General features: G+C 70.5%; 22 protein-coding genes. 14 read left to right on the forward strand and 8 right to left on the reverse strand.

Annotated features, from left to right (window positions below; genetic code table 11):
• Positions 1-27 precede the first annotated feature (27 nt).
• Positions 28-570 carry a DUF559 domain-containing protein gene (locus tag RBS12_RS07080; protein ID WP_307965370.1) on the reverse strand — a complete coding sequence of 181 codons (543 nt, stop codon included), beginning with the start codon at positions 568-570 and terminating at the stop codon, positions 28-30.
• A gap of 15 nt (positions 571-585) precedes the next feature.
• Between RBS12_RS07080 and RBS12_RS07085 the strand changes: the two genes are divergently transcribed.
• Complete coding sequence (locus RBS12_RS07085) at positions 586-783, forward strand: hypothetical protein (protein ID WP_307965371.1); 198 nt, start codon at positions 586-588, stop codon at positions 781-783.
• Positions 784-1,220: 437 nt separating this feature from the next.
• On the opposite strand, the gene RBS12_RS07090 is transcribed toward RBS12_RS07085, so the two are convergent.
• Together RBS12_RS07090 and RBS12_RS07095 are read right to left on the reverse strand one after the other, a co-directional pair.
• Positions 1,221-1,805, reverse strand: coding sequence for an isochorismatase family protein (locus RBS12_RS07090; RefSeq protein ID WP_307965372.1), 585 nt, complete (start codon positions 1,803-1,805; stop codon positions 1,221-1,223).
• A gap of 38 nt (positions 1,806-1,843) precedes the next feature.
• Positions 1,844-3,187 carry a nicotinate phosphoribosyltransferase gene (locus RBS12_RS07095; protein WP_307965373.1) on the reverse strand — a complete coding sequence of 448 codons (1,344 nt, stop codon included), beginning with the start codon at positions 3,185-3,187 and terminating at the stop codon, positions 1,844-1,846.
• Positions 3,188-3,252: 65 nt separating this feature from the next.
• Between RBS12_RS07095 and clpS the strand changes: the two genes are divergently transcribed.
• From clpS to RBS12_RS07115, 4 genes are read left to right on the forward strand one after another with little or no spacing between them, the layout of a single operon-like run.
• Complete coding sequence (gene clpS / locus RBS12_RS07100) at positions 3,253-3,570, forward strand: ATP-dependent Clp protease adapter ClpS (protein WP_307965374.1); 318 nt, start codon at positions 3,253-3,255, stop codon at positions 3,568-3,570.
• Positions 3,563-4,177: a DUF2017 domain-containing protein gene (locus tag RBS12_RS07105; protein WP_307965375.1), complete on the forward strand. Its 615-nt coding sequence runs from the start codon at positions 3,563-3,565 to the stop codon at positions 4,175-4,177. The genes clpS and RBS12_RS07105 overlap by 8 nt, the downstream gene beginning before the upstream one ends.
• Positions 4,155-5,186: a glutamate racemase gene (gene murI / locus RBS12_RS07110; RefSeq protein ID WP_307965376.1), complete on the forward strand. Its 1,032-nt coding sequence runs from the start codon at positions 4,155-4,157 to the stop codon at positions 5,184-5,186. The genes RBS12_RS07105 and murI overlap by 23 nt, the downstream gene beginning before the upstream one ends.
• Entirely contained in the window at positions 5,183-5,980 is a 798-nt protein-coding gene (locus RBS12_RS07115) for an MBL fold metallo-hydrolase (RefSeq protein WP_307965377.1), read from the forward strand. The genes murI and RBS12_RS07115 overlap by 4 nt, the downstream gene beginning before the upstream one ends.
• On the opposite strand, the gene lgt is transcribed toward RBS12_RS07115, so the two are convergent.
• Positions 5,968-6,873, reverse strand: a complete 906-nt coding sequence (gene lgt / locus RBS12_RS07120; protein ID WP_307965378.1) for a prolipoprotein diacylglyceryl transferase — start codon at positions 6,871-6,873, stop codon at positions 5,968-5,970. The genes RBS12_RS07115 and lgt overlap by 13 nt on opposite strands.
• A 147-nt stretch (positions 6,874-7,020) precedes the next feature.
• Positions 7,021-7,908: an aldo/keto reductase gene (locus RBS12_RS07125; RefSeq protein WP_307965379.1), complete on the reverse strand. Its 888-nt coding sequence runs from the start codon at positions 7,906-7,908 to the stop codon at positions 7,021-7,023.
• Positions 7,909-8,005: 97 nt separating this feature from the next.
• Here RBS12_RS07125 and rph point away from each other — a divergent pair, with 97 nt between their 5' ends.
• Together rph and rdgB are read left to right on the forward strand one after the other, a co-directional pair.
• Positions 8,006-8,779 carry a ribonuclease PH gene (gene rph, locus RBS12_RS07130; protein WP_307965380.1) on the forward strand — a complete coding sequence of 258 codons (774 nt, stop codon included), beginning with the start codon at positions 8,006-8,008 and terminating at the stop codon, positions 8,777-8,779.
• Positions 8,776-9,432: an RdgB/HAM1 family non-canonical purine NTP pyrophosphatase gene (gene rdgB, locus RBS12_RS07135; RefSeq protein ID WP_307965381.1), complete on the forward strand. Its 657-nt coding sequence runs from the start codon at positions 8,776-8,778 to the stop codon at positions 9,430-9,432. The genes rph and rdgB overlap by 4 nt, the downstream gene beginning before the upstream one ends.
• Positions 9,433-9,483: 51 nt before the next feature.
• Here the strand turns inward: rdgB and RBS12_RS07140 are convergent, their stop codons facing one another.
• A complete protein-coding gene (locus RBS12_RS07140; RefSeq protein WP_307965382.1) occupies positions 9,484-10,260 on the reverse strand; it encodes a VTT domain-containing protein in 777 nt (258 codons plus the stop codon).
• Positions 10,261-10,346: 86 nt separating this feature from the next.
• Between RBS12_RS07140 and RBS12_RS07145 the strand changes: the two genes are divergently transcribed.
• Together RBS12_RS07145 and RBS12_RS07150 are read left to right on the forward strand one after the other, a co-directional pair.
• Positions 10,347-11,420: an exonuclease domain-containing protein gene (locus RBS12_RS07145; protein ID WP_307965383.1), complete on the forward strand. Its 1,074-nt coding sequence runs from the start codon at positions 10,347-10,349 to the stop codon at positions 11,418-11,420.
• A 57-nt stretch (positions 11,421-11,477) separates the two neighbouring features.
• Positions 11,478-12,017, forward strand: a complete 540-nt coding sequence (locus tag RBS12_RS07150; RefSeq protein ID WP_307965384.1) for a DUF4395 domain-containing protein — start codon at positions 11,478-11,480, stop codon at positions 12,015-12,017.
• 413 nt (positions 12,018-12,430) lie between these two features.
• Here RBS12_RS07150 and RBS12_RS07155 read toward each other — a convergent pair whose 3' ends face one another.
• Entirely contained in the window at positions 12,431-13,408 is a 978-nt protein-coding gene (locus RBS12_RS07155; RefSeq protein ID WP_307965385.1) for an ADP-ribosylglycohydrolase family protein, read from the reverse strand.
• Positions 13,409-13,582: 174 nt separating this feature from the next.
• Between RBS12_RS07155 and RBS12_RS07160 the strand changes: the two genes are divergently transcribed.
• The 3 genes from RBS12_RS07160 to RBS12_RS07170 all read left to right on the forward strand — a co-directional run bounded on the left by RBS12_RS07160 (position 13,583) and on the right by RBS12_RS07170 (position 19,038).
• Positions 13,583-14,521: an aquaporin gene (locus RBS12_RS07160; RefSeq protein WP_307965386.1), complete on the forward strand. Its 939-nt coding sequence runs from the start codon at positions 13,583-13,585 to the stop codon at positions 14,519-14,521.
• 78 nt (positions 14,522-14,599) lie between these two features.
• The gene (locus tag RBS12_RS07165) at positions 14,600-15,772 is read left to right on the forward strand and encodes an exonuclease SbcCD subunit D (protein WP_307965387.1); all 1,173 of its coding nucleotides are present in this window, start codon (positions 14,600-14,602) and stop codon (positions 15,770-15,772) included.
• Positions 15,769-19,038 (forward strand): AAA family ATPase, encoded by a 3,270-nt coding sequence (locus tag RBS12_RS07170; RefSeq protein ID WP_307965388.1) that lies wholly within the window; start codon positions 15,769-15,771, stop codon positions 19,036-19,038. The genes RBS12_RS07165 and RBS12_RS07170 overlap by 4 nt, the downstream gene beginning before the upstream one ends.
• Before the next feature lie 8 nt (positions 19,039-19,046).
• On the opposite strand, the gene RBS12_RS07175 is transcribed toward RBS12_RS07170, so the two are convergent.
• Positions 19,047-19,757 carry a helix-turn-helix domain-containing protein gene (locus tag RBS12_RS07175; RefSeq protein WP_307965389.1) on the reverse strand — a complete coding sequence of 237 codons (711 nt, stop codon included), beginning with the start codon at positions 19,755-19,757 and terminating at the stop codon, positions 19,047-19,049.
• A gap of 208 nt (positions 19,758-19,965) precedes the next feature.
• Between RBS12_RS07175 and RBS12_RS07180 the strand changes: the two genes are divergently transcribed.
• Entirely contained in the window at positions 19,966-20,496 is a 531-nt protein-coding gene (locus tag RBS12_RS07180) for a flavin reductase family protein (RefSeq protein ID WP_307965390.1), read from the forward strand.
• Between the two features lie 19 nt (positions 20,497-20,515).
• Positions 20,516-21,967 carry a 4-hydroxyphenylacetate 3-monooxygenase, oxygenase component gene (hpaB, locus tag RBS12_RS07185; protein ID WP_307965391.1) on the forward strand — a complete coding sequence of 484 codons (1,452 nt, stop codon included), beginning with the start codon at positions 20,516-20,518 and terminating at the stop codon, positions 21,965-21,967.
• Positions 21,968-21,998 lie beyond the last annotated feature (31 nt).

Here is a 21,998-nt window from a genome sequence, read left to right on the forward strand (position 1 = left end):
GCGTTCAGGGGTCACGTCCCGTGGGTTCTAGGCCGCCCGTTCCGCAAGATGACGTCGGATCCGCCGGATGACCTCTCTGAAGTCGTCGCGGAGGTCCTCGACGGTCACGAGAATGACCGTCCATCCGGCTTGATGGAACGCGCGATCACGGCGTGCGTCGGTAAGCCGTTGCGCCTCATCGAGGTGATGGCCCCCTTCGTACTGGATTGCAAGTCGAAAGCGCTTGTACCCGAGGTCGGCGGTCGGCGACTTCGGATTGTCGGGATACAGCCGCAGCTGCAGTTCCGGATCCGGCAGGCCGGCCGCTTCCATCGCGAGTCGGAGGAGGGTTTCCGGGACGGAATCCGAGCCAACTCGCATGAGTTCGAGCGCGCTCTTGGCCTTCCCGACCCCGCGGGACCACGAGTGATCCTTGAGCATCGCGCGCAACGACTCGATCGTGGCGTAGGGCTGGTCTCTGCCTTCGAACTCCGCGCGCGGGCGGCGGATGAGCTGATCTCCGAAGGCTACGAGGAAGTCCGGGGTCAGTTCGTTCGCTAGGTCGAGCCAGGTCCGGGAGGGAGTCGTCATGAGAAGCCCACCGATGTGGTGAAGCTCGCCTGGACGGACCCGAACCCGGTGCCCGACGACGCCCTTCCGGCGTACCCGGGGAAGATGGTCCGGCTTGCTGAGGTGCAGCTGGTCGTGTTCGTCGCACCACGGCGGAAGCGGAAGCTCTTGCAGCTTGGCCGCCGTTCGATGCGACCCCCAGCCAAATGGGGTGACCGCGAGATGAACTTCTAGTTGCTCCGCGAGACTCGGATCGTGGGTACTTGGGCGGTAGATCTCGCGACTGCAGTGCTCGAGGTCACCCGCTCGCAGCCGACCGGGCATGATGCCGGCCGTGAGGGCGTCGGTGAAGGTGAAGGGTTGGTCTCGAAACGGCTCGGGCAGGGGCGCGCGTGCGGTCATACGGCTAAGTCTGCCGGGAAGCCAGCCGCCACCGCGGAAGTTATCCACAGGCACCCGCGGTAGGTGACCCTTGGATGGGGCGGCACCCGCGGGTGGTGACCCTTGGATGGGGCGGCACCCGCGGGTGGTGACCCTTGGATGGGGCGGCACCCGCGGTAGGTGACCCTTGGATGGTGGGGCACCCGCGGGTGGTGACCCTTGGATGGGGCGGGACCCGCGGGTGGTGACCCTTGGATGGGGCGGGACCCGCGGGTGGTGACCCCTGGATGCTAGGCGAGGCGGACGCCCGCGGCCTCGAGGTCGTGGAACGTGGGCTCGAGGTCGTCGGCGATGCCGGCGCTGAGGTCCCGGAGCACCGTGGTGCGGTACCCCGCGTGCGCGGCGTCGAGGGCGGTGGCCTTGACGCAGTAGTCGGTCGCGAGGCCGGCGACGTCGACGTCCGTGACGCCGTGTCGCGAGAGCCACTCGTCGAGGCCGGGTGAGTCGTCCGAGGTGCCCTCGGAATCGCCCGCCTGGGCGAGATGCCCCTCGAAGCCCGAATACGCCGCCGCGTACTGGCCCTTCCGGAACATCGCGTCCACGTTCGAGATGTCGAGGCTCGGGTGGAATTCTGCGCCGTGCGAGCCGGCGATGCAGTGCGTGGGCCATGAGTCAACGAAGTCCGGATGGTCGGAGAAATGCTCGCCCGGATCGATGTGCCAGTCCTGGGTCGTCACGACGGCGCCGTAGTCGCCAGCGTGGCCCGCAAGATAGTCGGTGAGGCGCCCGGCCACGGCTGCGCCGCCGTCGACCGCGAGCGAACCGCCCTCGCAGAAGTCGTTCTGCACGTCCACGATGATGAGTGCGCGCTTCATAGCTCCATTCTCCAACGTGCGGGGGACCGCGGACTGGCTCAGCCCTCGAGATACACCGTGGGGATCGCCGGCTCGCCGCGGTGCATGCGGTGCGCCGCAGGCGGGAGCTCGGCGACTGACGCCGCGTGACGCGCTCGCGCCCGTTCGACGCCCTCGGCGCCCGTCCAGCCCGGCATCAGTTCGCCGTCCTTGACGAACTGCTCGAGGAGCGGGCGGTCGTTGCCGTCGCCTTCGGGAGCCTGGCCGACGCCGATGACCTCGGCGGTTGCGAGGCCGTCATCGCCGAGCCGCCTGAGGGCATACTTGCGTCCGCCGACCGTCTGCTTGTTCTTGGCGGCCTTGGCGACGGAGACGAAGTCCCCGTCGTCGTCCGTGCGGCTCACGAGCTTGTAGACCATCGACGCCGTCGGGGCGCCGGATCCCGTGACGAGCGAGGTCCCGACTCCGTACGAGTCGACGGGCGCGGCCGCGAGTGCCGCGATCGCGTATTCGTCCAGGTCCGAGGTCACGACGATTCGCGTGTTGACGTTGCCGAGCTCGTCGAGGAGGCGCCGGACCCAGTGCGCCTGGCCGATGAGGTCGCCCGAGTCGAGCCGGACCGCGCCGAGGCGATCGCCCGCGATGTCCACGGCCGTGCGGACGGCGGTCTCGACGTCGTACGTGTCCACGAGCAGCGAGGTTCCGGGCCCCATCGAGGCGACCTGCGCCTCGAACGCGTCGCGCTCGGAATCGTGGAGAAGGGTGAAGGAATGCGCGGCGGTGCCGACGGTGCGCAGTCCATAGCGCAGGCCCGCGGCGAGGTTCGAGGTGCTTGCGAAACCGGCGACGACGGCGGCGCGCGCCGCGGCGACGGCCGACTCCTCGTGCGTGCGGCGCGAGCCCATCTCGATACACGGCCGGCCATTGGCGGCGATCGTCATGCGGGATGCGGCGGAGGCGATCGCCGAATCGTGGTTGAGCACGGAGAGGAGGTAAGTCTCGAGGATGCACGCCTCGGCAAACGTCGATTCGACGATGAGGACGGGCGAATTCGGGAAATAGACCTCGCCCTCGGCGTAGCCCCAGACGTCGCCCGAGAATCGGTAGTCTGCAAGGAAGTCCAGCGTCTCGCGGTTCACGACGCCAGTGCGCCCCAGGAACGCGAGCTCCTCGTCTTTGAAGCGGAAGCCGAGGATCCCCTCGAGCAGTCGGCCAGTTCCCGCGACGACGCCGTACCGCCGCCCGTCGGGGAGGCGGCGCGCGAAGACCTCGAACACCGCCCGCCGGTGCGCCGCGCCCGAATGCAGCGAGGCCTGGAGCATCGTGAGCTCGTAGTGGTCGGTGAACAGGGACGTGCGGGGCGCTTCCTGTCGAGCAAGGCCCCGGTCGGTCGAAGTGGTCACGGGATCACTCTAGCTGCGGGGCGCGGCTGCGAGGGCGGGAGGGCGGGGCTGCCTAGAATATCCCCATGAGTTTGAGCGTCGCGACGGAACCATCGCCTGGCCTCACCGAGCAGACGACGTCGGCGACCGACACCGCGAACGTCGTCCCGTGGAGCCTCGTGGTCTGGAACGACCCCGTGAACCTCATGAGCTACGTGAGCTACGTCTTCCAGACCTACTTCGGCTATTCGGAAACGAAGGCCGAGGCTCTCATGATGCAGGTTCACACCGAGGGGCGCTCGATCGTCTCGCGCGGCGCGAAGGAGACGGTCGAGAGGCAGGCCATCGCGATGCACAACTTCGGGCTGTGGGCCACGGTCGAGAGGGCCGGCGAGTATGGCTGATCCCTTCACGTACGGCCGGCGCGGCATCAGCGGGCGCTTCGAGGACGCGGAACGCGAGCTGCTGCGCGGCCTGTTCCGGGACGTCGTCGCGCTCCTCGAGCCGGATGACGCGCCCGACGAGGATCCGCTCGCCGCGCTCGTGGGTATCAGCCCCGATGCCGCCGAGCCCGAGGATCCCGCGCTCAAACGCCTCCTCCCCAATGTCTCGACGGACGACGACGAGGCGTCCCGTGAGTTCCGCCGCTTCACCGAGCGCTCGCTCCGGGAGAGCAAGGCCGGCGCGCTGAGGGCCGCAGCGTTGGGCCTTGAGTCCCGCGACATGCTCCTCGACGAGGCTGCGGCAGCACACTGGGCGACAGCGCTCACCGACGTGCGCCTCGTCCTCGCCGAGCGTCTCGGAATCCATACCGAAGAGGACGCCGAGCGGATCCACGAGGTCACCGACTGGTCTGATGTCGAGGATGACGACGTCGACGCGTACCTCGCGCTCGTCTACAACTTCGTGACGTGGCTCCAGACGACGCTCGTCGACGCGATGATGACGGCGTTCCGCACGCGGACCTCGGACGGGAAGGACGCCGGCGATGGGCCGCAGGGCGAAGACTGACGTGTACGCCGAGCTCGACCGCTCGGAGCGGCCGATCGGCATCTTCGATTCGGGCGTGGGCGGCCTCACGGTCGCGCGCGCCGTCATCGACCAGCTGCCGAACGAGTCGGTCCTGTACGTCGGCGACACGGCGCACGGCCCGTACGGCCCGCTTCCCATCGCGGAGGTGCGGGCCAACGCGCTAGGAGTCATGGACGAACTCGTTGATTCGGGCGTCAAGCTCCTCACGATCGCGTGCAACTCGGCGTCTGCCGCCGTCCTGCGCGACGCCCGCGAGCGCTACACCGCCCGCTACGGCATCCCGGTCATCGAGGTCATCCAGCCGGCCGTGCGCCGCGCCGTCGTCGCGACCCGGAACGGACGGGTCGGCGTCATCGGGACGAGCGCGACCGTCGGCTCGCGGGCCTACGAAGACACCTTCGCGGCGGCCCCCGAGCTGAGCATCACGTCGGCCGCGTGCCCGGATTTCGTGAGCTACGTCGAGGCCGGGGTGACGACAGGCCCCAAGCTCCTTGCGGCCGCCGAGGGCTATCTCGCACCGCTCCGCGAGGCCGGCGTCGACACTCTCGTGCTCGGCTGCACGCACTACCCGCTCCTGACCGGGGTCATCAGCTACGTCATGGGCGACGGCGTGACGCTTGTCTCGAGCGCGGAGGAGACCGCGAAAGACGTCTACCGGGCGCTCGTGGGCCACGGGCTCGAGCGCCGCTCGGCCGAGCCGCCCCTCCACACCTTCCTCGCGACGGGGGACGCGGCACAGTTCGAGGTCCTCGCGCGCCGTTTCCTGGGCCCCGAGGTGCAGCGGGTCGAGCACGCGGAGCACGTGTCCGCGCACTATCCGACGGGGAGCCTGGCCCGCATCACGCCCGAGATGCTCGAGGCCGCCCGCGGCGGGGCGCGGGTCGGGGGCGGGAGCCGTTTGTCGTATTTCGTCGAGAGCTTCGTGAATCCACCGCTTCCGGGTCCTTCCGCGCCTTCAGGGCCGGGCGCGGATAGGATGCAGGCGTGAAACTCACGATCGTCGGCTGCAGCGGCTCATTCCCGGGGCCGAGCTCGCCGGCGAGCTGCTATCTCCTGACCGCGAACGACGGCGATCGCGACTGGCGCCTGCTCCTCGACCTCGGCTCGGGCGCGCTCGGCCCACTCCAGCGATACATGGACCTGAGCGATATCGACGGCGTCCTCTTGAGTCATCTGCACCCCGACCACTGCATGGATCTCGCGGGGCTGCAGGTCGCGATCCATTGGGACCCGAACGGCTGGCCCTCGGGCCGCGTTCCCGTGTGGGGACCCGCGGCGACGTCGCGGCGTCTCTCGATCGCCCTCGACATGGAGCCCCCCGCGGATCTCGACGAGGACTTCGAGTTCCACAGCTGGGCCGTCGGGGAGAAGGTCGAGCTCGGGCCCTTCCGGTTCGGCGCCTATCCGGCGCGGCACCCCATCGCGGAGGCCTACGCGATGCGGATCGAGGCAACCGAGCCCCGGCGCGACGGAAGCATCGAGACGCGGGTCCTGGCCTACTCGGGCGATACGGACACCTGCCCGGGCCTCGTCGAGGCCGCGCGGGGCGCCGACATGTTCTTGTGCGAGGCGGCCTACCACGAGGGCCGCGACGACGCGATCGACGGCGTGCACCTCACCGGCCGGCGGGCTGGGCAGGCGGCGTCCGACGCCGGTGCGAAGCGCCTCCTGCTCACCCACCTTCCCGTGTGGAACGACGCCAATCGCACGGTGGCGGAGGCTCAGGGCGCGTACTCGGGGCCGATCTCCGTCGCCGTGGCCGGCGTCCACTACACGGTCTGATCTGCCTCCGGGCCGGACTCCGTCCCGGCGCCTTCCGCCTCAGAGCTGGCCGGCTGACGCCTCGCGCGCACGAGGATGAGCACCAAGGCCACAGCGCCGCCGAGGAACACGAGTCCCGAGACCCAGGTGTTGACGCGCAGCCCGAGGATGAGGTTGGCGTAGTCGGAGCGCAGGAGCTCGATGACGAAGCGCCCCGCCGTGTAGATCATGACGTAGAGCGAGAACTCGATGCCGCGCGCGAGCCGAAGGCGCCGGGCCAGGATGAGGATCGCGATGGCCCCGAGGGTCGTCCACACGGCCTCGTAGAGGAAGGTCGGCTGGAAGTACCCGATGATGATGGGCTGCCCGTCCGGCCCGATCGCGGCCTGGCCCGTCTGGGAGTCCATCTCGTGGATCTCGAGGCCCCACGGGAGCGTGGTCGGGTCGCCATAGAGCTCGTTGTTGAACCAGTTTCCGAGGCGGCCAAGTGCCTGGGCGAAGAGGAGGCCGGGGGCCAGGGCGTCGGCGAAGGCCGCGAGGCTCACCTTCTTCCATCGGCAGCCGATCCACGCCCCGAGCCCGCCGAGGGCCACGGCACCCCAGATTCCGAGGCCCCCGTCCCAGATCGCGAAGGCATTCCATGGGTTCTTGCCGGGCACGAAGTACAACTCGGGGTCGGTGATGACGTGGTAGATCCGGCCGCCGACGATGCCGAAGGGGACGGCCCACAGGGCGATGTCGAGGACTTCGCCGCCGCGGCCGCCGCGGCTGATCCATCGGCGGTCCGTGAGCCAGATCGCGGCGGCGATGCCAGCGAGGATGCACAGGGCGTAGAAGTGAATCGAGAGGGGGCCGAGCTTGATCGCGTTGATCGTCGGCGAGGGAAGGTATCCGGGGAGGGAGAGCGCGCTCATGGCACGTCCTTTCGTCGTGCCGCGGCGGGCGGCAGGTCCCGGCGCGGGGACACGCTGGGGGTCGTCTGCACGTCCTCCAGTCTAGAGGCGATGTTCCTGGCACACGGCCCTCAGGATGCGCGGCGATCCTGCCGTCGGATCGCCCTGTCAGAGCATTTCGAGCGGAACGGCCCGTCGTGGCGCGGGGAAGGCGGCGTCGAGGTCCGCGAGATCCTCCCGCGTGAGCCGGACGCCGAGTGCTCCACGATTTTCGAGCGTGTGCTCCGGCGTCGAGGACTTCGGGATCGCGATCACCTCGCCCCCGCGCAGGACCCATGCGAGCGCGATCTGTGCCTCGCTCGCCCCGTGCCGTGCGGCGACGGCCGCGAGCGCCGGATGGCCGAGGAGGCGTCCCTGCTCGATGGGGGAGTAGGCCATGACCGGCACGCCGGCTTCGCGGAGGCCTGGCAGGAGATCGAACTCGATGCCGCGGCGCGAGAGGTTGTAGAGGACCTGATTCGTCTGGAGGCCCGAAGCCGAGCGTGCGCCGGGGATCGCGGACAGTTCCGCGAGGTCGGAGGGATCGAGGTTGCTCACGCCCCAGGCCTGGATCTTGCCCTGCTCCTGGAGCCGCATGAGGGCCTCGATGCTCTCGGCAAGCGGGGTGCCGCCGCGCCAATGATAGAGATACAGGTCGAGACGATCGGTGCCGAGCCTGCGGAGACTTCCCTCGAGCGCCTCGGCGGTTCCCCGCCTCGTCGCGTTCCACGGAAGGACCTTGCTCACGAGGAACACGTCATCCCGACGCCCCGCGATCGCCTTCCCGACAAGCTCTTCGGCGGCGCCGTCCCCGTACATCTCGGCCGTATCGATGAGCGTGAGGCCCGCGTCGAGGCCCACCCGGAGGGCTCGGAGCTCTTCGTCGGCGCGGGACGCGTCCTCGCCCATGAACCACGTGCCCTGCCCGAGGCACGGCACGCGCACGCCGCACGGAAGCGCGACGAGGGGGACGCCGTCGTCGTTCGTCTGACGGGACGCGGAGTCTTCGGTGACCATTGGGCCAGCCTAGCGCCGGCCCGCGCCCCGGAAACCTGCGGTTTGGGAATGTTCGGGCGGCAGCCCTCGCGGCAGCGCTCGCCGGTAAGCTGGTCCTATGACCCCACTCACGGCCTCGAGCTCTTCCGCTGTGCGCGCCGACGGGCGCGCTTCCGACCAGCTGCGTCCCATCAGCATCACCCGGGGGTGGTCGAAGCAGGCGGAGGGCTCGGCCCTCATCGAGTTCGGGAACACGCGCGTCCTGTGCACGGCGTCGTTCACCGAGGGCGTGCCGCGCTGGCTCAAGGGCGAGGGCCGGGGCTGGGTCACGGCCGAGTACGCGATGCTTCCGCGCGCGACGAACACGCGCTCGGATCGCGAGTCGGTCAAGGGCCGGATCGGCGGGCGCACGCACGAGATCTCGCGCCTCATCGGACGCTCCCTGAGGTCGATCATCGATACGAAGGCGCTCGGCGAGAACACGATCGTGCTCGACTGCGACGTGCTCCAGGCCGACGGCGGAACGCGCACCGCGGCCATCACAGGCGCGTTCGTGGCCCTCGCGGAGGCGGTGCGGTGGGCCAAGGACAAGGGCCTTGTCGAGCCGGGAGCCGAGCCGCTCATCGACACGGTCTCCGCCGTGTCGGTCGGGATCATTGACGGCGTGCCTGTTCTTGACCTCCCCTACGTCGAGGACGTTCGGGCGGAGACGGACATGAATGTCGTCGTGACCGGCTCGGGGAAGTTCGTTGAGGTCCAGGGGACGGCCGAGGGGGCGCCGTTCGACCGCGACGAGCTCAACATCCTGCTCGACCTTGCGCTCATTGGAACGGGGCAGCTGGCTGATATCCAGCGCGAAACCCTCGCCGAGGCGCTCAGGACCGCCGAGTGAGCTCGGGAGCCTCCCACCCGGGCACCGGGCCTCGGCTCGTCCTCGCGACCCATAACCAGGGCAAGCTCCGCGAGCTGCGGGACCTGCTTCGCGGGCAGGTGCCCGGGCTCGACGTCGAGACCCAAGTCGTGGATGCGGCGGCCGTCGGGGGTCCCGACGTCGTTGAGGACGGCGTGACGTTCGGCGAGAATTCGCTGCTCAAGGCGCGCGCCGTCGCGGCGGCGACGGGTCTCGCGGCGGTGGCCGACGATTCGGGCCTCGCCGTCGATGTCCTCGGCGGGGCGCCCGGGATCTTCTCGGCGCGCTGGGCCGGCCGGCACGGCGACGATCGTGCCAACCTCGAACTCCTGCTCGCCCAGCTCGCTGACGTCCGCGACGATCATCGCGGCGCGGCGTTCGTGTGCGCGGCCGCCCTCGTCGTCCCTGCGGGCGACGGCGACGCGGCCCGCGAGCACGTCGAATACGGCGAACTCAAGGGGACCCTCCTGCACGAACCCCGCGGGGAGGGCGGCTTCGGCTACGACCCCATCCTCCTGCCTCACGGGCTCGATCGGAGCTGCGCCGAGCTCTCGCGCGAAGAGAAGAACGCGATCAGCCACCGCGGCCAGGCGTTCCGCGCTCTCCTGCCCGCGATCGTCGACGCGCTCTCCTGACCCTCAGCAGGCCGTGCCCAGTCCCCGGCCGTCCTCAGTCCCCGGCCGTCCTCAGTCCTGGGGGTCGCCTTGGTCCTCGAGGGAAGCCGCGGGCCGGTCCTCGAGGGATGCCATGGGCTCGGGGGCGGCCGCCGTGCCGCGGCGCTTGGCGAGCCATGACTTCGTGAATTCGACGATGATCGGGATCACCGAGATGAGGACGATGGTGACGAAGATGAGGTCGATGTTCTTGCCGACCCATTCGTACTGTCCGAGCCACGCCCCGAGCAGGGTCACGCCGCCGCCCCACGGAATCGCGCCGAGGACGTTGTAGACGAGGAACTTGCGCTTCTCCATCCCCGCGACGCCCACGATGACGGGGACGAAGGTCCTGATGATGGGCACGAAGCGCGCGAGGATGAGCGATTGTCCGCCGTGGCGCTCGAAGAACTCGTGGGCCTTCCGCACATTCTCCTGCTTGAAGAACCGTGAGTCGGGCCGGCTGAAGAGGGCGGGCCCGATCTTGGCGCCGATGAGGTACCCGACCTGATTGCCGATGATCGCCGCGACGATGATGCACACGATGAGGATCCAGAGATTGAACTGGATCGCGCCGGTTGCGACGAGCAGCCCAGCCGTGAAGAGCATTGAGTCGCCGGGCAGGAAGAAGCCGATGAGCAGCCCCGTCTCGGCGAAGATGATCGCGCACACGAGCAGGATCACCCAGGGGCCGAGCGACGAATGGCGCAAGAACACGTCGGGATTGAGCCAGTCGGGAAGGAGTGCGGCCTTCGGCTGGACGACGGCGGGCAGGGCGGTGGCGAGGTCGTGCAGCGCGGCGGGAATCACCTTCCAAGGGTACCGGCCCACACTATGAGGACCCTGTGGCCGTGGCGGTCCCGGATCTGAGGCCACTCCGCGGCTAAGCTCGCCGCGTGGCCTTGGACTTTACCGCGATCGATTTCGAGACTGCCAACGGCTTCCGGGGCTCCCCGTGCGCCGTCGGCCTCGTCAAGGTCCGCGGCGGCAGGCCCGTCGAGACGGCCACGTGGCTCATGCGGCCTCCCGCGGGCCACGACCGGTTCGACCCGCGCAACGTCGCGATCCACGGCATCCATCCGGAGGAAGTCGCGGACCGGCCCCGCTTCGGCGAGCTCTTCTCAGAGATCGGCGGCTTCATCGGAGACGACGTCCTCGCGGCCCACAACGCGGCCTTCGACCTCGGCGTGATTCGCTCGGCCCTCGAGGTGTCGGATCTGCCGGCCCCTGCGTACGACTACGCCTGCACGGTCGTCCTCTCGCGCCGCACGTACGATCTTCCGTCCCATTCCCTGCCGTTCGTCGCGGAGGCGGCCGGCGTGCCGCTCGTCAATCACCACGACGCGACCGAGGACGCCGCGGCCTGCGCGGGCATCCTCGTCGACATCGCGCAGCGCCACGGAGCGGACAGCGTCGAGGAGCTCTACGATGCCCTGCACCTGACCCTGCCGCACCATCCGGAGTTCGTCCCGGGCCGTGACGCTGTGTCCACGCCGACCGCGAAGGCCCTCCGCGCGACCGTGGGCGCCGCGACCGTGGGCGGCGCGACCGGGGGCGGGGGAATCCGGACGACGGCGGAACGCGCCGTCCGCGGCCCGCGCACGTGGGCGCCGTGGCCCGAGGAGGGCGTCAACCCGTCGGCGAACGCGGCGGCGGACCCCGCGCATCCGCTGTTCGGCCACCGGATCGTCTTCACCGGCGCGCTTGGCATGACCCGCGCCGAGGCGAAGGGCCGCGCCGCGGCGCTCGGCGCCCAGCCCGCGAGCTCCGTCACGCGGGCCACGACGCTCCTCGTGGTCGGGGACGGCTTCGTCGCCGCCGATCTCGTGGCCGGCCGGGGAACAGGCCGCATGACGTCGAAAGCGCGCCGGGCCCTTGAGCTCCGTTCGTCGGGCTTCCGGGTCGAGGTGCTCTCCGAGGGAGAATTCCTGCAGATGCTCGGCGGAGAGTGGCCTGCCAAGAGCGCGTGAAAGTCACGCTCCGCAACATTCCTTTCAAGGTGCGCACGGGATTCCTACGCTGGGGTGGTGACCACGAGCACTGGATCTGTCTCCGACGCCGTCCGTGAAAGCGCGCTGCGCCGCGCGTTCGCGTTCCCGAATCCCGTGAACGAGTACGCGGCGCGCTCGACGGCCGGCATCGTCGTCGTCCTGAGCCTCGCTGCCCTCGTCCTTGGGCTGGCTGCGGGCTGGGGCTGGCCACTGTGGATCATCGCGCTCGGCTTCTGGCTTCGGGTGGCCGGCGGCCCGCGCTATTCGCCCGCGGGCAGGCTCGCCGTCCATATCATCGCGCCGCGTTTCGGCAAGCCTCGCCTCGTCCCGGGCCCGCCCAAGCGCTTTGCCCAGGCCATCGGCGCGGTGCTCTCGACGGCGGCCGCGACCCTGTGGACCGTTGGGCTCGGCCCGGTCGCGTGGGTGCTCATCGTGCTCCTCATCGCTGCCGCGTCGCTTGAGGCCTTCGCCGGCTTCTGCCTCGGCTGCTGGATCTTCGGCAAGCTCCAGGCGGCGGGCGTCATCCCCGAGAGCGTGTGCGAGGCCTGCAACAACATCGCGCTGCGGCGCGCCTGACCCGCGCGGCCCGCCTCCGCGCAGGAACTTCTCGCATTCCGCAGGTGCCCGGGCCTCGACACGCTCCGTGATGCGTTTCAGACTTGGTGGGTGGCTGGATACCGGATCACGCTCTATGTCTTTTCGAGCCCGGGCGTTCGCGGGGGACCGCGCGGGTCAGGCGCCCTGAGACCGGTCGTGAGCGGCTGCCTCGTCGAGGCGCCGTCCGCGCACGCCGCCGCGTTCGAGCTCTCGCGCCCGTTCGTCGGCTCGGGCTGGGCGGTTGAATGGACGGCCCGACCGATCGGTCTCTCATGGCCGCGGCGACGGTGGAGCGGGAGGTTCGCTCCTCGCGGTGGCGACGACGGCCTGGCGGGGGTGCGCGAGCCGCGGCGCCCGTATCCACCCGTTGGATCGGCCAGGGCGGCGCGCGTCTAGCCCGCGCCGGAGGCCGCTGCGAGCTCCGCCGAGAGTTCGACGGCGATGTCTGCGCCCTCGAGCCGCGCTGCCCATGGTGCGGGGACGGCGTCGGCGCCCCACCGGGTGCCGAGCAGGGCGCCCGCGATCGCCGCCGCATCGGGGCCCGCGCTGCCAGCACTGGCGACGGCGGCGGAGAATGCGTCCGCGGCTCCTGCATGCGACTCGGTCGCATTCTCGGCTTCGAGCGCTGCGGCAAGGGCTCCGTGCAGCGCGAAGGCCGCGGCTGATCCCTGTTCGATGGGCCGGCCGTTGAGCGCGGCGTCGACGGCAGCGGCAACGTCGGGAGCCGCGCCGCGTCTGCCCGCGAGGCCCTCGCCCGCTGCTGCCACAGCGTCGCGCAGCCTTGATCCTCGTGCGAGCTCGCTCACGGCCAACGCGACGGCCACGGCGGCCTGAACGGCCGACGCGTGGCCGTGGGTCAGGGACGCGCCGTCGGCGGCCATCGCGGCGACCGCTTCGGCCGGGGTTCCCACGATGAGGCCGAACGGGGCCGAGCGCGCGGCGGCGGCGCCGTCGTCGAACGCGGCGCCGAGCGGGCGAGCGGAAGTCCCCATCTCGCCGCCAGCGAGCGACGACGCCCAAACAGGGCGCGCCGGAAGCGCACGACGCGCGGCGGGCCGGCTGTCGATCCACCGCTGCTGCGCGGGCGGGGCCGAAGAGGGGAGCGGGATGCCCTGTCCTCCAGCCCACCGCAGGAAGGCGAGCCACACGCAGGCGGCCTGGTCCGCGTAGACGCCCGCGTTCGCCCATTCGAGCACCTCGACGAGGGCGTCCGCCGTGTAGAGCGAGAGCTGGCCCGCGGCGCCGAGCCGGATGGCGCCGTCGTCCGGTCCAGGCGCCCCGGACGCTTCGGCCAGGGCAACGCCCTCCGCCGCCGCGCCGCCCACAAGGCAGCCGTGGATCCTCGACAGGGGGTTCGGAGAACGTCTCACGTGAGCAATGTACCGCCCGCCTGCGCTCAGCAAGGTCAGAGTCCGCTCAGAGGGGGACTGTAGGATGTGGGCGGGCCCGCGTCCGGTCACCTGCGTGACCATCGCACATGCGCTATTGAATCGGCCCCAGGCCTTGACAGGGCTGCCTACCGACGACTCGAAAGAGGACTTCCCATGACCACCCCCGCGGCACCTACCGCTGCCGAGGCCGTTCCTTCGGCCCACAAGGAGTTCGGCATCGTCGCGAAGCTCGCGGCCGAGGCCTTCGGCACGTTCCTTCTCGTCTTCGGCGGCATCGGCGTTGCGCTCTTCAGCAACCCGTCGAGCGCACCGTTTCCCGCAGCCCTTGCGCTTGGCCTGAGCATCGGCGTGAGCGTCGCCGCCTTCGGCCACATTTCCGGAGGGCACTTCAACCCGGCCGTGACAGTCGGCACGGCCGTCGCTGGTCGGACGCCGTGGAGGGTCGTGCCGGGGTACGTCCTCGCCCAGCTCGTCGGCGGCTCGGTGGGCGCCCTCATCCTGTGGGTGACGGTCAGGACTCTTCCGAACCTCTCCGACGTCCGGCCGATCTTCACGTCGGTATCGAACGGCGTTGACAGCCTCTCGCAGATCAAGGCTCCCATCGCTGCAGGCCTCCTCGTCGAGGTTGTCGCGACGGCCGTGTTCCTCGCCATCATCCTCGCCGCCACGTCGAAGCGTGCCGCGAAGGGTGTGGCCCCGTGGGCGATCGGCCTCGGCCTCGCGATCCTCATCCAGGCGATCGCCCCCATCACGAACGCGTCGATCAACCCGGCCCGTTCGACCGCGACGGCCATCTTCGCCGAGGGCAGTGCCATCGGCCAGCTCTGGATCTTCTGGGTCGCCCCGCTCCTCGGCGCGGTCATCGCGGGCCTCATCTTCCGGGGCTTCGGTTCGCCCGACGACGTCCTCGTGACGGGCGGGCCGTCCGCGCCGTCCTTCACGACGTCCGAGGGTGAGCCGTCCGAGGGCGAGGCGCTTGCCGAGGAGAAGGCAGGGGACGCGGCAGAGCCGGCGGAGGCCGGCGAGTCCGCGGCGCCGCAGCCGCGTTCCGACGAGGACGACGCGAAGTCGTTCTTCGACCAGTCGAAGTAGCAGGTTCGTCGCGCCTTCCTTCGCGCTTCTGGCGGGTGGCACCGAAGAATGTCGGTGCCACCCGTTAGCGTTTCTCCCATGAAGATCCTGCACACCTCGGACTGGCATCTCGGGCGATCGTTCCACGGGCTAGGCCTCCTTGGGGTGCAGGCTGAATGGCTCGACGGCCTCGTGGAGTTCGTCGCCGCCGAGCGGGTCGACGCGGTGCTGGTCTCCGGCGACGTCTACGACCGCGCCCTCCCGGCCGTCGACGTCGTGGCCCTCCTCGATCGGACGCTCGTGCGCCTCACGGAGGCCGGAGCGCGCGTCATCCTCACGAGCGGCAACCACGATTCCGCCGTGCGGCTTGGCTTCGGCGCGCGGCTCCTCGAACGGGCGGGCGTCCACGTGCGGACGCGCGTCGGCGAGCTCGACGATCCCGTCGTCCTCGAGGGGCTCGACGGGACCCGGGTCGCGGTCTACGGGCTTCCGTACCTCGAGCCGCGGCTCGTGGCGGCGGAGCTCGACGTCGACGAGCCGGGACACACGCCCGTCACTCGGGCCGCGCTCGATCGCGTGAGGGCAGACCTCGCGGGCCGCCGCGCAGACGCCGCTCCAGCCCGTCTGCACGCCGTTGTCATGGCCCACACGTTCGCGTCCGGTGGTGTGCCCGCAGAGAGCGAGCGGGCCCTCGCCGTCGGCGGACTCGACGTCGTCGCGGCCGACGAGTTCGCAGGGTTCGACTATGTCGCGCTCGGCCATCTGCACGGCCGCCAGCGGCTCACGGAGACGGTCCGCTATTCGGGCTCGCCCCTCGCCTACTCGTTCGGCGAGGCGCGCCAGGCAAAGGGGGCGTGGCTCCTTGAATTCCACGATTCGGGCCTGGCGTCGGTGGGCGAGGTGGGCTGGCCCACGTCGCACCGGCTCGAAGTCCTCCGTGGCACGCTCGAGGGGCTCCTGTCCGATCCTGGCCTTGCGGCGGCCGAGCACGCGTGCTGCCAGATCACCCTCACCGACCCCGAGCGGCCCCAGCGGGCGATGGAGCGCCTCCGTGCCCGCTTCCCGCTCACGCTTTCGCTCCAGTTCGACCCAGTCGGCGGGGCCGAACGCGCAGCCACGACGTATCACGGCCGCCTCGCGGGTGCGCGCGACGATCTCGAGGTATGCTCCGGCTTCCTCGAGCACGTGCGCGGCCGCGGGCCGGGCGACGTGGAGCGTGCCGCCCTGACCCAGGCGCTCGACTCGGTCCGGCTCGAGGAAGCCTCGCGATGAGGCTCCACAGGCTAGAAATCGAGGCGTTCGGGCCGTTCGCCGCGCGCCAGACGGTCGACTTCGACGCCCTCGCCGAGCACGGGCTGTTCCTCCTCAACGGTGCGACTGGCTCGGGCAAGACGAGCGTCCTCGACGCCGTGTGCTTCGCGCTCTACGGGGGGCTCCCCGGTGCGCGGCACGGGAGCAAGTCCCTCAAGAGCCATCACGCAGAGGCCTCCGCGCAGCCGGAGACAGTCCTCGAATTCAGCGCGCAGGGGCGCCGGTTCGAAGTGCGTCGAACCCCCGAATGGCAGCGGCCCAGCGCGCGTTCGAGGAACGGCTTCGTGACCCAGCAGGCGAGCACCCACCTGCGGGAACTCGTGGGGGGTGAATGGCAGGCCCTGTCGTCCCGCAGCGACGAGGCGTCCGGGGTTGTCCGCGACGTCCTCGGCATGGACCGCGAGCAGTTCACCCGGGTCGTCATGCTTCCCCAGGGAGAGTTCGCGGCGTTCCTGCGCGCGAAGCCGTCTGACCGCGAGGATCTGCTTGAGAGCCTCTTCGCGACGGGGAGATTCGGTGAGGTCGAGGCCCGGCTCGCGGCGATGGCGCAGGACGCCGAAGCGCGCGCCGCCGCCGCCGAGCAGGCCGCCCGGGTGCCGGTCCGCCAGCTTGAGGCCGAGCTTTCCGCGAGTGGCCTTTCACTCGCGGGACCCGAGCCAGCGCGGCCCGAGCGAGCGGGACTCGAGCTCGCCGAGTCCGGCCCGAGCGAGTTCGACCTCGGTGAGTTCGATCCGGCCGATCCGATCCAGGTCGACGACGGCGCGCGCCTCGACGTGGAGGCCGTCGAGAGACGATTCGCAGGGGTTTCTCGTCGGCTCGCCCTCGTGGCCCGGAGCGCCGGAGCGGCCATTGATGCCGCTCGGCTCGAGGTCAGTGGCGCACGCGCCGCCGAGGAGGCGTGCCGCCGTGCAGACGAGGATGCGGCGGAGCTCTCCGTCGCTCGAAACCGTCGTTCGCGCTGGGAAGCCCACGAGCCGGAGAACGCCGTGTGCCGCGCGAAGCTGCAGCGCGCGGCGGCGGCTGCTGCGCTCAGGTACGAACTCGAGGAAGAGCGCCTCTCCTCCGTCGCGGCCGAGGACGCGGCTTCAACGCTCGCGACGGCCCGTGCGGCCGCCGCCGCTGCGGGATGGGCCCCCGAAGGGGACGCGGAGCCGACGCCGGCCGTGCTTCGATCCGAGGCGGGCAACGCGCGCGCCGAGGCCGCCGTGCTCGCCGAGCGGATCCCGCTCGAGGAAGAGCTCGAGAGCCTCGTCGCCAAGCGAGAGGGGACCGAGGCCGAGGCGGAGCGGCGGCGGTCGGCCTGTGTGCGACTCGACGCCGAGCTCGCGGAAGCCGACGAGGCGCTCGCCCGACTCGCCCAAGAACGCGCTCGGCTCGTACCGCTCGCTGCGTCCCGGCCTGCTGCCGAGCGAGACGAGAAGTCCGCGCGGGAGGTGGTCAACGCCGTCCAGGAGCACGCGATGGCCTCAGGCAGGCTCGCCAAGGCCGAGAGCGCTCTGCTCGAACGGAAGAACGAGACGCTCGCACGTCGCGGTCGATGGCTCGACCTCCGGGAAGAGAGGCTCGCCCACACGGCGTTCGAGCTCGCCGCCCAGCTCGACGCGGGAAGCCCATGCCCCGTCTGCGGGTCCGAGGACCATCCGCGGCCTGCGAGGGGCGACGAGGATCCGCTTCGGCTCGTTGATCTGGAGAAGGACGCGGCGTCGGCCGCCGAGCTCGCGCTGGAGCGCGAACGGATGGCAGCCGGCACCGTCGCCGACGCCAAGGCCGCCCTCTCCGGCGTCGTCGCCCGCGGCGGGGACGCGGATCCGGACAAGGCCGCACGCGAACTCGAGGACGCTGTCCGCGAGGTGCGTTCTGCCCTGGACGCGGAAGCCCGCCTCGGCGTCGTCGTCGCACAGATCGAATCGCGCGAGGCGCGTCGCACGAAGGCTGCGTCCGAGCGCGAGGCGTCCGCCGGTGCCCTCCTGCTCGCGACCGCTGAATGCGGGCGCCTTGCCGCGGAGGTCGCACAGCGCACACGGGATCTCGCCGCATGGCGCGATGGCTGGGCGACGCTCCGGGCGCGCCACGCGGCGGTGTCGGCGGTCGTCCGGGTCCTCGAGCCGCTTGCCGAGGCCGCGGCGCACCGCGCGGCCGCGCGGACTCGCCTCGGGGCGGCCCGCGCGTCGCTCGCTGCTGCGCTCGTCGGAAGTCCGTTCGAGACGGCCGAGAACGCCCGGGCCGCGCTTCTCGCCGACGCCGAGATCGGCGAACTTCGGGCCGCGGTGGAAGCGCACGCCGCCGAGGAGCGGACTATCGTCGGCCTCCTCGCATCGGCCGCTGCCGTTCGCGCGCTCGAGGCCGAAGCCGCCGCAGACTCTGAAGCAACCGAAGCCCCCGAAGCCGCCGCAGACTCTGAAGCAACCGAAGCCCCCGAAGCAGATATGGCTCGCGACGCCGCCGAGGGCTCAGCGGTGGGCGGAGGCCATGCAATGGCCGAGCCTGCACAGGCCCGCCGGGCCCAACAGCTTGCCGCGCGGGTCGCCGACCTCGTCGAGGCCGAGGCCCTGCTTGCCAGCGCCCAGACGACGCATCACGCCGCCGAGGCGGCCCACACCCGATGCGAGCGGCTGGCTGCCGAATTCCGGGACACGATTCCCGCCCTGCTGCAGCAGCGCGGGGCCGCAGACTTGCTCACCGAGCTCCAGCGCACAGCCCGGGGGAGCGGGGAGAACCGCCTCCGCATGTCGCTCCACCGCTACGTGCTCGCCGCTCGGCTCGAGCAGGTCGCCGCAGCGGCGTCCGAGCGGCTCGCCGTGATGAGTGACGGCCGCTTCAGCCTCGAGCACACGGACGCCCTCGCGGCGCGCGGTGCGGCGTCCGGGCTCGGCCTCGAGGTCATGGATGCCTGGACAGGGCAGCGCCGCGACCCCGCGACGCTCTCCGGCGGCGAATCGTTCATGGCGTCGCTCGCGCTCGCACTCGGACTGGCCGACGTCGTGCAGCACGAATCGGGCGGGGTGGACATCGAAACGCTCTTCGTCGACGAGGGCTTTGGGACGCTCGACGAGCAGGCGCTCGAACAGGTCATGGAGGCGATCGAGGGCCTCCGTGACGGCGGCCGCACGGTGGGGCTTGTAAGCCATGTGCCGGAGCTCAAACAGCGAATTCCCGCGCAGATCCGCGTGGCAAAGGGGCGCTCGGGGTCATCCCTCGCCGTCGTCGCGGGAGGAGGCTCGATCTAGCCGCCGGCCTAGCCGATGGCTTCGGCAATGCGTCGGGCCGACGTCGCGAGGGCTTTCCCGATGGCTTCCGTCTCCATGTTCCCGCCCAAATGGACGACGGCGAGCGCGGAGGGCCGCTGGCGTGGAGGCTGGATGGGCACTGCCACTGAGAAGACCCCCGGAATGACCTCGTCGTGGCTCACGGCGTAGCCGCGCTCGCGGGCTTCGTCGGCCTCGAGCCGGTACGGGACGCCGGGCATCCGCTGCTCCCATTCGGCTCGGCCGAGGGCAGACTGGATCGCGATCCCGGGGGCTCCCGACGAGACGCTGTGCCGCGTCCCGGGGCGCTGTGCGAGGGTCGCGCCGTTGTGCCGCGGTTCAACGGTCGCGAGTGTCACGCATTCGGCATGGTCCCACACGACCACGAATGCCGTCATGCCGAGCTCATCGGCGATCCGCCCCAGTTCGGGCGACGCCGCCGACTGGAGGTCTCGGGCGACGCCCCGGGCGAGCACCGCGAGACCCGCCCCCGGCAGGAGGCGCCCCGAGTCATCCCGCTCGACGAGCGAGTGGTCCTCGAGCGTGCGGATGATGCGGTACGCGATCGATCGGTGGAGCCCGAGCGACGCCGCGAGTTCCGCGATCGTCAGCGGCGCGCGGGAGTCGGCTAGGATCTCGAGAGCCCGAATGCCGCGCGAGAGCGTCTGGGAGTGGGCGGCGGTCTCGGCGGTGCGAGCCATGCTCGGTCCTTTCAGGAAGAGTCCCCGGGCAGGGGTGAATCTCCGGGTCTTGTGGCAGCGAACACACTCCTGTAGCGTGAAATGTGCTCGATATCGGGACTATATGTTCGATTATAGAACAACATCCCGTGTCGGTCAGTCTGGAGGGCTCGAACTGCTCCTCATACCGATCCACACCTGGAGGCGGACAGACAAGGAGGTTCGGCCCATGAGCGCGCAGCCCGGAGCGTTCCCCGAAGGGCGGAGACGCGCCTCCTCGCCCCGTTCGCACCACTTCCGCGGGAGCCTCGGCCGATTCGCGACCGGCGTAGCCATCGTGACGTTCGACGGACCGAGCAGGCGCTACGGCATCACCGTCAATTCCTTCACCTCGGTCTCGCTCGAGCCGCCGCTCGTGCTCGTGAGCATCGCTCGTCGGACCAAGGCGCACGACGAGATCGCGGACCGCCCGTTCACGGTGAACATCCTCGGCGCAGAACAGCAGGCCCTTGCCCTGCATTTCGCCGGCAGGCCAGGCGTCGAGCCCCAATGGGTCGAGGGATCCGTCGCGCCGCGCCTGAGCCGCGTCCTCGCCTACTTCGAATGCACACCGTGGGCCGCCTACGACGGCGGTGACCACACCTTGTACCTCGGCGAGGTCATCGACTTCGACTACCGTTCGGGCGACGCCCTCGCCTTCGCGAACGGCCGCTTCACGACCATCCCCGAAAGCCAGCTCGGCGTCGAGGACCTGCTCTAGCTCCACGAAGGGAAACACCATGGGCATCCGCACCGGTCAGCAGTTCCTGGACACGCTCAACGGCATGCGGCCGCATCTTGTGATCGACGGGGAGGTCGTCTCCGAGAACCTCACCGCGCATCCCGCCTTCGCGGGCCTCGCCCACACCTTCGCGCACCTCTTCGACATGCAGCACTCGCCGGAGTTCCAGGGCAGGCTGACCTACACGTCTCCGAAGAGCGGAGACCTCGTGAACGCGTCCTTCCTCGTGCCGCGCACGAGGGAGGACCTCGTGAGACGGCGCGACGCGATGAGCGTGTGGGCCGAGTACTCGAGCGGCTTCCTGGGGCGCACGGGCGACTACATGAACTCGTCCCTCACGGCCTTGAGCGCAGCGAAGAAGTTCTTCGCGCAGGCCGATCCCGTCTTCGGCGAGCGCATCGAGGCGTATTACGAGATGGCGCGCGAGAACGACCTCCTCGCGACGCACACGCTCATCCCGCCGCAGGCCAACCGCTCGGTCTCGGGCTCCGAGCAGCTCGGCGGGCAGCTCTCGGCGCGCGTCGTCGAGGAGCGGGGCGACGGCGTCGTCATCCAAGGCGCGCGCATGCTCGCGACGATCGCCCCCATCGCCGACGAACTGCTCGTCTTCCCCTCGACGCTCCTACGCGCGACGCCCGAGGATGCCCCGTATTCGTTCGCCTTCGCGATCCAGAACGACGCCCCAGGCCTGCGCTACCTGTGCCGCACGGGCCTCTACCACGGCGGCAGCCACCACGACGAGCCGCTCGCGAGCCGCTTCGAGGAGATCGACGCCGTCGTCGTGTTCGACGACGTCTTCGTCCCCAATGAGCGCGTCTTCATGCTCGGCCACCCCGAGCTGTGCAACCAGTGGTACGCCGACACGGGCGCGGCGGCGCTCATGACCCATCAGGTCGTCACCCGCACGCTCGCCAAGAGCGAGTTCTTCCTCGGCCTCGCATCGGAGATCGCCGCGACGATCGGCATCGACGGCTTCCAGCACATCCAGGAGGACCTTGCCGAGCTCATCCGCAACGTCGAGATCGGCAAGGCGCTCATCGTCGCGGCAGAGGCGCAGGCCGAGCTGAGCGACGACGGCGTCATGCTCCCGCACTGGCCGACCCTCAACGCCGCGCGCAACTGGTATCCGAAGGTGGCGCAGCGGTTCCCTGAGATCATCCGCAAGTTCTGCGCGTCGGGCCTCATGGCGCTGCCGGGCGAGGCGGACCTTGACGTCGCACGCGAGGACATCGAGCTGTACCTCCAGGGGAAGGCCCTCACGGGTCCCGAGCGCATCCGGCTGTTCAAGCTCGCGCTCGATGCGTCGGTCTCGGGCTTCGCCGGCCGGCAGTCGCTCTATGAGTACTTCTTCTTCGGCGACCCTGTGCGCATGGCGGGCGCCCTCGTGAACAGCTACGACCGCGCGCCCTTGCGCGGGCGGATCCGCGAGCTCCTCCACCGCGAGGACTGAGTACCGCCGCCCGGGGGTGTGCGGCACGCCA

The organism is Sinomonas sp. ASV322 (assembly GCF_030908245.1).
Lineage (GTDB): Bacteria > Actinomycetota > Actinomycetes > Actinomycetales > Micrococcaceae > Sinomonas.

Excerpts from the sequence above, each read along its gene's own strand:
- RBS12_RS07080 (WP_307965370.1), bottom strand. The coding sequence starts at position 570 with ATGACGACTCCCTCCCGGACCTGGCTCGACCTAGCGAACGAACTGACC.
- RBS12_RS07090 (WP_307965372.1), bottom strand. The coding sequence starts at position 1,805 with ATGAAGCGCGCACTCATCATCGTGGACGTGCAGAACGACTTCTGCGAG.
- clpS (WP_307965374.1), top strand. The coding sequence starts at position 3,253 with ATGAGTTTGAGCGTCGCGACGGAACCATCGCCTGGCCTCACCGAGCAG.
- RBS12_RS07105 (WP_307965375.1), top strand. The coding sequence starts at position 3,563 with ATGGCTGATCCCTTCACGTACGGCCGGCGCGGCATCAGCGGGCGCTTC.
- murI (WP_307965376.1), top strand. The coding sequence starts at position 4,155 with ATGGGCCGCAGGGCGAAGACTGACGTGTACGCCGAGCTCGACCGCTCG.
- lgt (WP_307965378.1), bottom strand. The coding sequence starts at position 6,873 with ATGAGCGCGCTCTCCCTCCCCGGATACCTTCCCTCGCCGACGATCAAC.
- RBS12_RS07125 (WP_307965379.1), bottom strand. The coding sequence starts at position 7,908 with ATGGTCACCGAAGACTCCGCGTCCCGTCAGACGAACGACGACGGCGTC.
- rph (WP_307965380.1), top strand. The coding sequence starts at position 8,006 with ATGACCCCACTCACGGCCTCGAGCTCTTCCGCTGTGCGCGCCGACGGG.
- RBS12_RS07160 (WP_307965386.1), top strand. The coding sequence starts at position 13,583 with ATGACCACCCCCGCGGCACCTACCGCTGCCGAGGCCGTTCCTTCGGCC.
- RBS12_RS07165 (WP_307965387.1), top strand. The coding sequence starts at position 14,600 with ATGAAGATCCTGCACACCTCGGACTGGCATCTCGGGCGATCGTTCCAC.
- RBS12_RS07170 (WP_307965388.1), top strand. The coding sequence starts at position 15,769 with ATGAGGCTCCACAGGCTAGAAATCGAGGCGTTCGGGCCGTTCGCCGCG.
- RBS12_RS07175 (WP_307965389.1), bottom strand. The coding sequence starts at position 19,757 with ATGGCTCGCACCGCCGAGACCGCCGCCCACTCCCAGACGCTCTCGCGC.
- RBS12_RS07180 (WP_307965390.1), top strand. The coding sequence starts at position 19,966 with ATGAGCGCGCAGCCCGGAGCGTTCCCCGAAGGGCGGAGACGCGCCTCC.
- hpaB (WP_307965391.1), top strand. The coding sequence starts at position 20,516 with ATGGGCATCCGCACCGGTCAGCAGTTCCTGGACACGCTCAACGGCATG.